A 12,963-nucleotide genomic window follows, 5' to 3' on the forward strand; every position below is an offset into this window, starting at 1 on the left:
CCCCCCTTTATACTGAACTGTGCCCCAATTGTTAGACATAAACTAACCAATTGGAGGTTGCTTAAATATAAATTATCTAATTTTTTGGAAGTTTATACTTAAGGGGCTTAGATATATCAAGTTATCACTTCGTGATCAAGTTAACAGAAGTAAATACCCTTGAAATATAAATGCATGATCTTTTTATCAATAGTTGTTTTATATAATTTAATCCTTCTCCCAGATTCACCTCGTTTATAGATCTAGAAGCCTGAAAATTTCTATGCATTTACAATAAATAGGATTCCTCATGATATCGAACTAAAGATTATTTTAAGCCCTCAATAAGTACCCTTGCAGACTCTCGATAGAGTTTTTCCTTTTCTTCATCTAAACTGCCCTGAGCTGTAATCTCCAAACCATAGAATAGTGAACTCACTATTTGAGTAGTTAAATCTAAATTAGAAATTGACCAACTACCATCGTGGTTTCCTTCTTCTAAAATGTTTCTTATCATCTTAGAATACTTGCTATCAATTTCAAGGATTCTTTCAATTACTTCTTTCGATTTAAAAGCACTAGCAAAAAATTCTTCAGCCACATGAATAAGGGGAGAGTTAAAATTCATCTGAAGTGAGAAATCAGTGAGATCATATAGCTTTTCAATAGCATTCTTACAATGACTCTCTCTTTTTTTCCACTGAAGTTCCCATTCAAGATAATCTTGTTCAATAATATATAAATAAAGAAATTCTTTTCCTTTAAAATGATGGTAAAGATTACCCTTACTTATCTTTCCAGCCGTTAGAATCTCTTGTAGAGATGTCTCCGAGTATCCTTTTTTAATAAATAATTCTCGTGCTACCTTTACTATCTTATCTTTTGTTTTTTTACTCGCCTCTGCCTGCCGTGCCATGGTTGCTCTTCACTTCCTATCTAATTGAAGAATGTTATTCGCAGTAAATGCTTTTTATTATATCGTGGTATTCAGCAACTGTATCTTCATAAAATTCTAAAGTTTTTTATATGTAGGTATTACGATTATTTCGAAATAAATAGTTCGTTCCATTCATCTATATCCCTGTAGTTTTAATTTTACTCGGATTGAACCTGTAGGTGAATTTTAGTGATTTGATTGTTGAAGCCACTTACCATTATTTCATTAATTATATAGTCCTCATGCATATTCACCCACCTTTAGTCCCTTATTCTTAATAAATTCAATAATTCTATTATAAGCTACTTCAGCTTCCTCACCTTTTTGATATCCGACAACATACAGACCTTTGGGTCTTATATGAGAATACGCATTTTCTCTTCCACCTTTTATTTTGAGATGAAAATGTCTGTAATTATAGAAGTCCTTTTTTAATATTTGTTCACGTGCAAAAATGGCACCAACTGAATATCCTATATCAACTTTATGTGATTGAGCATAATGGATAAGATCTGAAATAGCTGTAATGTATTTTCGTTCAGGAAAATTTAACACCTTTTCTCCTATCATGAATTCCTTCTCCTCTAAATACTGAAGAGAAATTGAAGAAAAATCAGTTTGCATAGCTTCTTCTGCTAGTCCTACTTTCGTTTGTATAATCGTTTTAAGTTGTTGAAGTTCCTTGATTTTATTTTCAATTTCAATAGATTTTTCTTTAAGAAGATTAATCATAGTTCCTGCTGTTTTTCCGTTTAAAAATAACTTTATTTCCTTTAATGGAATACCAACTTCTTTGAATGACACAATAATTTGAAAGAGCTCTAATTGATTATATAAGAATAATACCTATATCCGTTCACTTTTTTAATTTCGGGGTATAGAAGGCCAATCCCGTCATAATGAAAGAGCGTTTGTTTCTTTGCGCGACAGAGGTATGCAAATTCCCCTGTTTTAAAATATCTTTTTTTACCTTCAATCGTGAACACCTCCTTACTATATAGTAACCATATACTTTATGCTGCTTATTGTAACGAAAAAAAGTTTAGCACACAATCAAATAGAGATAAAAATAATTTCACTATTAGATAAAGTGAGAATTCCATCCCACTATTTTTCCGTATTTAATTACCTCTGCAATAGGAATGTTTTATGAACATAGTTTATTTGTCAGCCATGTGCTATGGACAAAAGGGCTAGCTACTCAACATGATCATCCCCATTTACTATGTGTTTTATTCCCTTGCACTCAAGATTAAAATAATGAGGGAGCACTTTATTCTATTCCCCTAAGAGAAGGAAAAATAAAAAAGCTCAGAACGTTTCTGTTCATCTTAGTGATTATTATCATATTGGTAACGCTCGCTTACCTTATGTGGGATCAAATGCCCTACCACTTGGGCAACAGGAAAACCCCCTCTACTTAACCAGTTATTTCAATATTGTATCGCTATTCATCCTTTTTTATATTGTTAATAATAAGTATTTTTATTCGTAACGTTGAGAATTGAGGGATCGACATATATTACTGAATTTCCACCATTCTAATTTGTTCTACTGATTTTTTAACTGTGAATATATTGAATAAGTAAACATATACTCAACTTGGATCGAGGGTTGAAATCATTCAGAATTAACTGTATAATAAACCGGACGGTCTGTATTTTTTCAAAAAGGGGGTGGGGACAGGGAGTCAAGTTATAATAGGCGTAGACATTGCAAGTATCATTGGTCATTTTCTTAAAACAAAGGTCTGTTTAGCAGAGCTATCCGTGATGGGAAAATGCGGAGCAACCTTTTTACTTAATGCTAGTGCAACCAGAATGTTGGAACAGTTAGGGATAAGAGATAGGGTTCTTCAAGATAGTTAGGAAACAAAGGCTATTAAGAGATGAAGTATGAAGGGTTCCCTCATGTCTTCAAGTTATTTTATTGATGAAAACATTCTATGTTTTACGTAGCTAGCTCTTATTTAATGAGCGCTTTAGACAAAGTCTATAATAGAGACATTGAAGTGCATTATGAAAAAAGGTGAGGGAAATTGAACTTAAAGTCTCCATATACTCAGCTTAGTTTAATAAATAAACTTTATAATTAATCATGCACGAAGGTAAATGAAAGACGTGCAATAAGAGTAAGATAGATAAATTTTGAATTTTTTATTCTAGATATACGAGGTGTATAAACATGGAATATAAATTGTCAGAAGACTTTTTTCAAAATCCGTATCCCTATTTAACAGAAAAGAGAGAAAGCTCCCCTATATACATGTTAGAAGAACATAAAGGGCAGAAAACATGGCTTTTAACTAAATATAAAGATATTGACTATATTCTTACTAATCCTAAAAAGTACTCAAGTGACACAAGAAAATTCATGTCTCCAGAAGAAAAAGCATCATTTTTTATTAGTAAAGAAATAGATTTACTATATGGTAATAATATGTTAGAAGTTGACCCTCCTGATCATGGTAGACTCAGAAAGTTAGTTCATAAAGCCTTTACTCCTAAAATAATTAAACAAATGGATTCTAGAATAAAGGAAGTTTCTCTTAAGTTAATAAGAGAAATTAAAAATAAAAAAGAATTTGACTTAATTAACGACTATGCTTTCCCTCTCCCAATTATAGTAATAAGTGAGATTTTAGGGATACCGTATGAGGACCATCAAAAATTCCGAGTTTGGTCAAATACATTAATTAAATTTGATAGTATACTTCCCTACCAGGATACTTCTGTTTACCAAGAAATTCAGATTACAGCAAAAGAATTCACCGATTATCTATCAGAATTATTTGATAAAAGGCGTTCAAACCCCCGAGAAGATTTAATTAGCAAACTTGTAAAAGTAGAGGAGGAAGGAGATTCGCTTTCTGAAAGTGAACTCTTTTCAATGGTTGTTCTTTTAATAGTTGCTGGCCATGAAACAACAGTTAATCTAATAGGTAATGGGTTGCTTACATTATTAAAAAATCCAGAAAAAATAGAAGAACTTAGACATAACCCTGAATTATTAGATGCTGCTGTGGAAGAATTACTAAGGTATGAAAGTCCAGTTTCAATGGATTCTCGTTTTGTAGTAGAAAATCATATTTACAAAGGTTTTCATTTTGAAAAAGGTGATCTACTGTTACTTTCTCTCGGATCAGCAAATCGTGATCCCGATGTCTTTAAAAATCCAGATCAAGTGAATTTTCATAGGGAATCAAACAAACACCTTGCTTTTGGAAAGGGGATTCATTATTGTTTAGGAGCTCCCTTAGCACGCATGGAAGGTAAAACAGCATTAGAGCATTTCATTGAAGAACTTCCAACAATAAGCTTTAAAGAACCTCAGAAAGAAATAGATTGGAGAGAGAATTTAGCGTTTAGAGGGATGAATTCTTTACCCTTAGTAAGAACAAATCCTTAAAAATTCTGGAGACAGATAATCCAAAACAAAATAATACAAGGATACATTTCCTAAGAATTCAAAATAAAAATAGAAAAATGGCATACGAGTTTAAATACTTACATCTACCAGAAATAAGTCAATAAATATATCTAAAAAGTAAAAAAGCGCAAACCTGTTTAATAACAACGAGTTTGGCGCTTTTTTTATATGAACGAATGTAGTTTCCAGATCCCTTAAACACCTTTATATTCCGTACAAAGTGAACACCAACAAAAAAGTTAGAAGATACTTTTAGGACACTCTATAAATACATACACATTTACGAACGTCTTTGATGATAAATAAGAAAGGAGGTTGTCAACTTAACTCTTTTAAAAAATTAACAATATAAACTTTGAAGAGTACAACATTTTATAAATTACTAAAGACGTCTGGCTATGTATAGGTCACCCTGCTGAAGAGAAACCTGGACTAAAACCACGTTTGCCTCAATCAATGGTCATGTTTGGTAATCAGTATCAATCGCTAGATGAAGAAAAGTTAGCAACCTATGATCAACAGATGCGTGAGTATTCCGAGATCGTCCTGTTAAAGCGCCTTTCACAGTGAAAAAAGTAAAGGGATGGATAGATCATATTGAGGACCATCTCGAAAGAAGCAAACTCCCCCACTTGCTGAGTATTTAAATAAACAGGGATTTGCAAAAAATAAATTAGATATTTTTGCAATCCACTCCAAATAAAAGAGAAAGAGTTTTGACGCTCTTCCTCTTTTTTATGCACCAACTCGATCTGCGGCAATTTTGACCACCATTTGAAGCACTATCTTCATCTACAAAGTGAGTAAATGTTACGATGCTACTTAATACCATTATTGTAAATAGAATTCGGCAGATTGTCATTAATAATCTCTCCTTTCTAACTATTATTCTGAAATCTGCCCCTATCTCTCAGAAAAAGAGGTTATTTTTAATGAGCCATCTCCATAACTATTTTGATTTAACTGAGACTAAAAAGTTCTTGCGGTCTCACCGAAAATTTAAATTGCGGTGCCCTATTGCCTTTTTCCGCGAAAGAAAACTTGTTAATATTTACATTACTAGTAGTCATAAGGGAAGGGTGAATATCTTGATATCAATCACATCAGCTGAAGTGGGAATGAAGATTAATGAATGGCATAGGCATATTCAAAAATTCAACGTTACTGATGCTGAAATGTTAAAAGCTGAAATCGAACGTGATATAGAGGTTATGGAAGAAGATCAAGATTTGCTTATTTATTATCAATTAATGGCCTTTCGCCATAAAATTATGTTGGAATACACGCTGCCATCTGATGAAAATCGAATGGAACTTTCAGAATATTTAAAGAAAATTGAAGGGCATAAGAAGAAGCTAGACAATATGCGGGCATATTATTATAACTTCTTCCGCGGGATGTATGAGTTTAGAAACGGTGAATACACGAAGGCCATTACATATTACAAAAAAGCTGAACGTAAAATTCCAACGATCTCCGACAAGATTGAAAAAGCTGAGTTTTATTTTAAGTTATCCGAAGTCTATTATCATATGAAAATGACTCATATCTCAATGCACTACGCTGAACTTTCATACAACATCTATAAAAAACATGAACTTTATTCTGTTCGGCGTATTCAGTGCCATTTTGTCATTGCCGGTAACTACGATGACCTTGAAAACCATGAAAAAGCTCTCCCCCACCTTCAAGAAGCTTTAAAAGGTGCTGAGCTGCTTAAAAGTAAAAATACTCACATCTATGCCACCGCATTTTTCAATCTCGGTAACTGCTATCACAAAATGGACAACTTAAATAAGGCTGCACGTTACATCGAACAAGCCTTGGTACAATACAGAAAAATAAACTCTGACGTACTTCCACAGGCCTATCATGATCTAGCGTTGATTTATTTTAAACAAGGCAAAAAAGAACAGGCATTAGAGTGTTTCCGCAAAGGAATCAGAAGTGCTGTAGATTTTAAAGACGAACTTTTTATGAACTTATTTGAAGCATTAGACGTTCTTTATATAAGAAATGGCGATACACCTAAACTCCTCAACATTTTTTCTCGTTTAGAGAACGGCAAAGGATACCCTTATCTGGAAGAGCTGGCATTGTTAGGAGGAAACCTTTTCGATTATAATGGAAAAATAGAGGATAGTATCATCTGTTTCAAGAAGATGGTATATGCTCAAAAGCAAATATCGAAAGGGGAATGCATGTATGAAATCTAAATTGTTTATCAGTTTATCCGCCGTTTTAATTGGACTTGCCTTTTTCGGATCTATGTCTAATGGCGAAATGAAGGAAGCATCCCGGAATGTAACTCTAGCACCTACTCATGAATTCCTTGTTTGATTCGATAAACAACATTAGTTCTAATTCCCTTTAGCCGTTTCATAACGGCTTTTTCTTATTTCTAAGAAAGATAAGCTAATTGTTGACCTACATACAATAGTATAAATTTTTCACTATTGTCTCCTCTGCCCGAGCAAATAAAAAACAGCAGAAATTCTATTCCTATGTATAGCAATCGTTAATGCATTTGTCAGTTTGAGGTCCCTCGATGATTATCACCTTCATAAAATGCATCACCCCTTGAGTAATGCTATGTAACAGCTGTTTGTCCAAAATATTTAAATACATGATGTTAAATTGTTTAAAGAATATTAAACTTGATTTAAAAAAACACCAATAGCCTCAAACCATTGGTGTTTTGATAATAATCTACTAAATCTCTTACTAAACTATCATTTTTCCCATCTTAAAGGCTGAACCGCTCTACAATTGCTTCTGCAAACTCTGATGTTGAAGATTTACCACCAAGATCTCCTGTTTTGATTCCAGCCCTAACGGTTTCAAAAAGTGAATTTTCTATTAGTTCTGCAACTTCTTTCAGTTTTTTATCATGGTGTTGAGTATTAAGCCATTCAAACAACATAGCTGTTGAAAGCATCATTCCAATAGGGTTTGCGATGTTTTTCCCTGCAATATCAGGTGCCGAACCGTGAGCAGCCTGTGCCATTGCCTGCTTTGCGTTTGAATTAATTGACGGTGCAAGTCCTAAGCTGCCAACTAACTCGCCTGCTAAATCCGAAAGAATATCCCCAAACATATTTTCCGTCACAATAACATCAAAATCTTTTGCACGACGAACTAAATGCGCGGTCATTGCATCAATATGATAATCATCTACTTCTACTTCCGGGTATTGTTCTGCGACTTCACGACACGTATTCAAAAAGAGACCCGATCCAAGTCTTATTACATTCGCTTTGTGGACGATGGTAACTTTCTTACGGCGCTCCATCGCACTTTGAAATGCTACATGTGCGATACGTGAAATAGCTTTTTTAGTAAAAACCCCTGTTGATACAGCCACCTCCGGCGTAATTTGCCATTCTCCTACACCAATATACATATTTCTGTCAGCATAGAAGCCTTCAGTATTTTCACGGTAAATGACCAAATCTGCTTCCCCTACAACACTTTTCGTTCCAGGTATTGTCTTTGCCGGCCTTATATTTGCATAAAGGTCAAAATGGTGACGAAGTTCTCCGCTTGGGTTACGTTTTTCTTTGTGTTCTTCTGGATAAGCAGCAGAATCATGTGGGCCTAATATCCATCCATGACACTTCTCTAATTCTTTTACGGTTACATCTGGCATTGGATCATTATATTTTTTTATTGCATCCCATCCCATTGGTAAATCAACCAAATCCAAAGACATATCTGCTTTTTGAGTTGCGGCCTTCAGCACCAAAGTTGTCGCTTTTACAATTTCCGGTCCAATTCCATCTCCATGTAAAACTCCAATGCGATATGTTGTCATATAACCATCTCCTTGATACTAATTCGCTTACAAAATATAAAATAAAAAGCTGTAAACAGTTTAGACGGCTCTTTAACCGTCCCACTAACTATGAACCTGATTTAAATTCTTTTGCCAATCGAATAACGTGATCAGCACCTATTCGTGGTCCCGTTAAAACCTTTTGATTTTCTATTTTCTCAACTGCACGAGCCATTGAATATTGAGCTAGAATAATCACTTCGCTGGAGGCGTCTATTTCGTCAATTTTTTCTTGAATGAGTTTATCATGACCTGATTCATTACCTTTCTGAAGCTCATGAAATGCCTTAGGAATGAAATACGTGTTAACCTTTATCTTTTTCTTGTGCATTTTTGCCAGTTCGAACAGCATTTCTTTTGTTGTCGGGGCTGCAGTCTGAACAGTTGCCACAATACTTATATTTGCACTTCTTTTCACTGCTTCCTGAAGCATACTAATATCAGATGGCAGAACAGGAACAGGAAGCAAAGACGCTATTCTGCTTATGTAAGGCGTAAAAGATGAACATGTAAATAGTATAGCGTCCACGTTACTTTCTACTGCTTTTCCAGCTAATTCACAAAGCCGCAAGATCATCCGTGTTGTAATTTTATTTGTTGTATTCAGCTCGTAAATCAATCCTTCATCCATAAAATTGATGAGATCTACGTCTTCTGAATGCATGGAGAAAGCCCGATGGATTGGAGCAACTGAATTCATTGTGGCATGGATTAATCCAATGCGAAGTTTTGTCAATGATGTCCCTCCTTTTGTGTCCCACAGCATTCATTTTTATATAACGCTTACAATTCCTTAAAAAACAGAGTGTACGTTATTGAAATTTATATAAGCCACCCTATTATCTTTACTGTAAGACAAACTATGAAATAGATAAAATATCACTTTATAATGAAATCCGATAGAATTTTTCGATGGTTACTGCATTATTCGTTAGCATACCCTAATAGTTTTTCTAGGTTTGTTTGTCATGGCATCAATATCTTGTTAAGAGACACCATTGTCTTTAAAGTATTGTATATACTCATTAATATAATCCTTCCAAAGAGGGTTTTCAATTTGACCTCTGTCTGACGCAATAATAGTGTTGTTATAGCCTACTGCTTTTGCTGAAGCTAAGTTCGTTTCTAAACAGAATCTATATTTGAAAACCTTTCAACTTGATTAACAAACTCATTTACCATAGATAAATTTAAATTGTCTTTTAGATAGAGCATCCAAGTCCGCCACATTAAAGGGTTGCCTTCTTTATCTTTTAAAACGATTGTGTGCAGTGAGTCACGACCTTCTAAAACTGTACTCGGAACAATTGCGTATCCAATACCTTTCATAACCAATTTTTTTGCAACTTCCATATTATCTGTATGAACTAAGACATTCGAAGGTTTATTAAAATGTTGATTCCACCAATTATCGATCACCATGTTTAATGCTGGATCCGTATTATAAGTAATTCTGTTTAGCCTTTGAATTTGATGAAACTTTATTTCTTCTTTAGAAATAATACACATGGTCTCCTGGCTGATCATTTTCTTTTCGTTGCTCCAATGATGCTCTCCCCTGACAAAACCAATATGTGCATCTTGCTTATAAACTGATTTAATGACCTCTAAGTTTAATGCAGTTTTGATGGAAAATTGCGCAAATGGATGTATATCAGTAAATTTTTTCACGATATGCGGCAGCTTATATAAAGCAAAAGCTCTAGAGACACTTAAACGAATGGTTCCATGAATATGGTCCCCTATATTCCATAAGTTCTCTTCCATTATTTTCAATTGGCTTAGCATGTCTTTTGCATAGGTAACAAGATATTCTCCTTGCTGAGTAAATTCCACACCTCTTCTACCTCTATTTAAAATTTTAATATTAAATTCTTTTTCAAGTTGCTGAAGGCGGTAAGTTAAAGTTGGCTGTGAAATAAATAAACGTTCTGCTGCCTTTGTAATGTTTTTTTCTTCGTAAACGGTTTGTAAAATGATCCAATCTCTTTTTTCCACTTTCCTTCTCCTCTTTGATTTTTCAATCAAATATTTTAAAGATTCACATTATATTTCATAATCTAAAAGTTATCTGACTATGTCGGAACTTCTTTTCATATTTCAATAGTGTGGGCCCACTTAATTTTTTGCACCAGAACCCTTTTAAATGCGTATTTTTTTGTTCCTTCTTCTTTTTTAATATGAAGTTTTTTATTAATCAATAGGTATACCACAAATAATTCATAGGTAATGACTTGACTTTGAATACCAACAAGTTTGATCTTTTTCTTTTAATTTAAGTAGAGAAAGCGAGTTTCAGGAGACATCAAGAAACTCTCGACCAATTATCCCAATCCCCCGAAATAGGTCAAAAGACACAGATCGAATGATTCATTTCCACCATTTGATCCACATAACAGTTAGTTTCATCTTTCTTCCATGGTAATATTTTGTTATATGATTAAATGAGAGGGTATGATTATGAAAGTCTTTGAAGCTAAAACACTTATGTCTGAAGCTACAGACCGCGCCAAAGAATATAAAGAACTAAGGACGCAAATGGTCAACTTGAGAAAAGCTTTACAAAGCGTTGCTGAACTTGACGACAGCGAATTCTCAGGTAAAGGCGCTAATAACATTAAAGCATTCTATCACGATCATGTTGGTGTAACTGATCAATGGATCGACTACATTGACATGAAGATCGCGTTTTTTAATAGCATTGCCGGGGCTGTCGAGGACAAAGGTCTCTCTGATGCTTATATTGAAGAATCTTTTTTAGAACATGAACTGGCTAACGCCCATAAAAAATCAAAGTCCATCATGTCTGAACAGAAAAAAGCCATGAAAGATATTCTAAACGATATCGACGACATCCTCCCGCTCGACTTGTTTTCAACAGAAACCTTCAAGGATGAGCTTGCAGATGCCAATGATAAACGCAAAAAAACAATTGAAAAACTAGGTGACCTTGACGAAGATTTACTGACAGAATATGCTATGTCAGAACCAAATGAACAATTCATCAAGTCAGACTTCCAAAAGCTCCAAGAAGCAACGGGCAAAGGCAAAAACGCTACACCCATTCACTACAACGCCAAGGCGTACCGTGAGAGTGATATACATAAGAAAAAAGGCGATATTGAGAAGCGAACGGAAGCTTATTTGACGATTAAGAAGAAAGAAGAACAAGAACGGGAAATCAAAGAATTACAGAAAAAGCTCAATACGTTGGTTGATGATCCTGACGAGTATCTAAAAGTTGCTAAAGAGATTGGATACGACAACCTCACCACTGAACAACAGGAGTATGTTAAATCCCTCGAGTTTTGGGATAATCCTCTTCGAGCGACCAAGGATATTTTGAAAGAACAGATTGACGGTGTATATGAAGGTTTATTAGCCGGTATAGATGATACAGAGAAGACGGTTAAAGAATATTTAGCCCCTATAGATGCAGCGGGTAAAAAATATCTAGGTCCAGTATATGAATACTATAAAGGCAAACAAATGGCATATTATGATTTTTCGAAGGAAACTGGTAAAGGACTTTTAGGAATTGCAAAATTCGGGATCGATCTCGGTTTAGATCCAAAAGGAACGATAAAGTCCGTTTTTGAATTCGACTATAAAAAAGCCTGGGATTCTACTTGGGATGAGGTAAAAGAAAGCTGGGACAAAAACTTTGTACACGGAGATATGTATTCACAATCGCACTACACCACATATTTCACTTTGAATGTAGCCAGCCTATTCATATCAGGCGGCGGTGGTGCTGTTACAAAGAGTGGATCCGTCGTTTCAAAGGTCGGGAAAGTCGCAGAGAAGGGAATCAGCAAGTCGGGTAAAAAAGGGGTAAACAGTGCCGGAAATGTTGGTAAATCTGCATCAAAAAAAGTAGTAAAAGACACCAAAGACTTTGGGAAACTTTTAAAAAAAGGTTTAGAGTCAATACCAAATCCTTTTGCTAAAGAACTTCTGTTAGCTAGTGATGTTCCTATAAATGTGCTAAACTTACAAAAATCTGGACAAGATACAATTCAACAAATTAAAAAGTCTTTTGATGTTGATCATGGTTCTAAGGGGAATGCTAATAGTAGTAAGATAACCAGTGAAGCTAAATCCGTATCGAATATGAAAGAATTTTTTAATGATGGATTTGGAAAGACTATAAAAAACAATGTTACAAAAACAAAAAATCAATTCCAAGGCCAATCAATCTATGAAGTTAATAAAAAATTGGATAATCCGTATCTGAAAAAAGGCGATAGATTTTATTTAGATAATTTGCACAAGGATCATTTAGAAGTTTTCGATAAAAGAGGAAATTTAAGAGTAGTGTTGAATTTGGATGGAACATTGAACGAAGTTAAGACTAAGAATGCCATTGGAAGAAAATTAAAATAGGTGGTTAAAATAGATGAAAAATATTGATAAAATCTTTAGTGCTTTAAAAGAATTAAATGAAAAATATAATAGTACATTAATTTCAACAGAAGAACTTTTAGAGGAAGAGGAAAATATTAAAGAACTTCCGCAAATAGATGAAAGAATGAATAAAATTTTAGCTAATTTAAGTCAAATTGAAGATAAAGAAAAACTAACTTCTGAATTACTACAGTTACATTTAGTAATAGGTGATATAGAATGGCAGTTTGACCAAATACATGAGATGGTTAGACAGGTAATCGAAAATATTGAGGATTAATATTATAAAAAAGGCCTCTTGAAAGGGACTGACCCCATAAGATGAGACAAATAAAAACACCTTCAAGTTTGAAAACGGATGATTGTTATCCGAAAT

9 protein-coding genes and 2 pseudogenes are annotated in these 12,963 nt (G+C 34.1%); 6 read left to right on the forward strand and 5 right to left on the reverse strand.

Features of this window, described 5'->3' with window-relative positions:
• Positions 1–307: 307 nt before the first annotated feature.
• Positions 308–895 carry a TetR/AcrR family transcriptional regulator gene (locus tag EFK13_RS13140; RefSeq protein ID WP_129508187.1) on the reverse strand — a complete coding sequence of 196 codons (588 nt, stop codon included), beginning with the start codon at positions 893–895 and terminating at the stop codon, positions 308–310.
• A 179-nt stretch (positions 896–1,074) separates the two neighbouring features.
• Positions 1,075–1,893: pseudogene (locus tag EFK13_RS13145) on the reverse strand (MerR family transcriptional regulator).
• 1,207 nt (positions 1,894–3,100) lie between these two features.
• Between EFK13_RS13145 and EFK13_RS13150 the strand changes: the two are divergent.
• From EFK13_RS13150 to phrE, 4 genes and pseudogenes are all read left to right on the forward strand, one after another.
• A complete protein-coding gene (locus EFK13_RS13150; protein ID WP_129508186.1) occupies positions 3,101–4,324 on the forward strand; it encodes a cytochrome P450 family protein in 1,224 nt (407 codons plus the stop codon).
• A gap of 411 nt (positions 4,325–4,735) precedes the next feature.
• Positions 4,736–5,048 (forward strand): annotated as a pseudogene (locus EFK13_RS21250) (nitroreductase family protein); the annotation flags it as partial.
• Positions 5,049–5,433: 385 nt separating this feature from the next.
• The gene (gene rapE / locus EFK13_RS13155; protein WP_129508238.1) at positions 5,434–6,561 is read left to right on the forward strand and encodes a response regulator aspartate phosphatase RapE; all 1,128 of its coding nucleotides are present in this window, start codon (positions 5,434–5,436) and stop codon (positions 6,559–6,561) included.
• Positions 6,551–6,685, forward strand: coding sequence for a phosphatase RapE inhibitor PhrE (phrE, locus tag EFK13_RS13160; protein ID WP_014114495.1), 135 nt, complete (start codon positions 6,551–6,553; stop codon positions 6,683–6,685). The genes rapE and phrE overlap by 11 nt, the downstream gene beginning before the upstream one ends.
• Positions 6,686–7,091: 406 nt before the next feature.
• Here phrE and EFK13_RS13165 read toward each other — a convergent pair whose 3' ends face one another.
• The 3 genes from EFK13_RS13165 to EFK13_RS13175 all read right to left on the reverse strand — a co-directional run bounded on the left by EFK13_RS13165 (position 7,092) and on the right by EFK13_RS13175 (position 10,178).
• Positions 7,092–8,159: an isocitrate/isopropylmalate dehydrogenase family protein gene (locus EFK13_RS13165; RefSeq protein ID WP_129508185.1), complete on the reverse strand. Its 1,068-nt coding sequence runs from the start codon at positions 8,157–8,159 to the stop codon at positions 7,092–7,094.
• An 88-nt stretch (positions 8,160–8,247) separates the two neighbouring features.
• A complete protein-coding gene (locus EFK13_RS13170; protein ID WP_129508184.1) occupies positions 8,248–8,916 on the reverse strand; it encodes an aspartate/glutamate racemase family protein in 669 nt (222 codons plus the stop codon).
• A 389-nt stretch (positions 8,917–9,305) separates the two neighbouring features.
• Positions 9,306–10,178, reverse strand: a complete 873-nt coding sequence (locus EFK13_RS13175) for a LysR family transcriptional regulator (RefSeq protein WP_129508183.1) — start codon at positions 10,176–10,178, stop codon at positions 9,306–9,308.
• Between the two features lie 462 nt (positions 10,179–10,640).
• On the opposite strand from EFK13_RS13175, the gene EFK13_RS21170 reads away from it, so the two are divergent.
• Together EFK13_RS21170 and EFK13_RS13185 are read left to right on the forward strand one after the other, a co-directional pair.
• Positions 10,641–12,566 carry a ribonuclease YeeF family protein gene (locus EFK13_RS21170; protein WP_129508182.1) on the forward strand — a complete coding sequence of 642 codons (1,926 nt, stop codon included), beginning with the start codon at positions 10,641–10,643 and terminating at the stop codon, positions 12,564–12,566.
• A gap of 13 nt (positions 12,567–12,579) precedes the next feature.
• Positions 12,580–12,867 carry a hypothetical protein gene (locus EFK13_RS13185; protein ID WP_014664698.1) on the forward strand — a complete coding sequence of 96 codons (288 nt, stop codon included), beginning with the start codon at positions 12,580–12,582 and terminating at the stop codon, positions 12,865–12,867.
• Positions 12,868–12,963 lie beyond the last annotated feature (96 nt).

The organism is Bacillus cabrialesii (assembly GCF_004124315.2).
Lineage (GTDB): Bacteria > Bacillota > Bacilli > Bacillales > Bacillaceae > Bacillus > Bacillus cabrialesii.

Bases quoted from the DNA above. Each gene is read 5' to 3' on its own strand.
- EFK13_RS13140 (WP_129508187.1), bottom strand. From the start codon at position 895: ATGGCACGGCAGGCAGAGGCGAGTAAAAAAACAAAAGATAAGATAGTA.
- EFK13_RS13150 (WP_129508186.1), top strand. From the start codon at position 3,101: ATGGAATATAAATTGTCAGAAGACTTTTTTCAAAATCCGTATCCCTAT.
- phrE (WP_014114495.1), top strand. From the start codon at position 6,551: ATGAAATCTAAATTGTTTATCAGTTTATCCGCCGTTTTAATTGGACTT.
- EFK13_RS13165 (WP_129508185.1), bottom strand. From the start codon at position 8,159: ATGACAACATATCGCATTGGAGTTTTACATGGAGATGGAATTGGACCG.
- EFK13_RS21170 (WP_129508182.1), top strand. From the start codon at position 10,641: ATGAAAGTCTTTGAAGCTAAAACACTTATGTCTGAAGCTACAGACCGC.
- EFK13_RS13185 (WP_014664698.1), top strand. From the start codon at position 12,580: ATGAAAAATATTGATAAAATCTTTAGTGCTTTAAAAGAATTAAATGAA.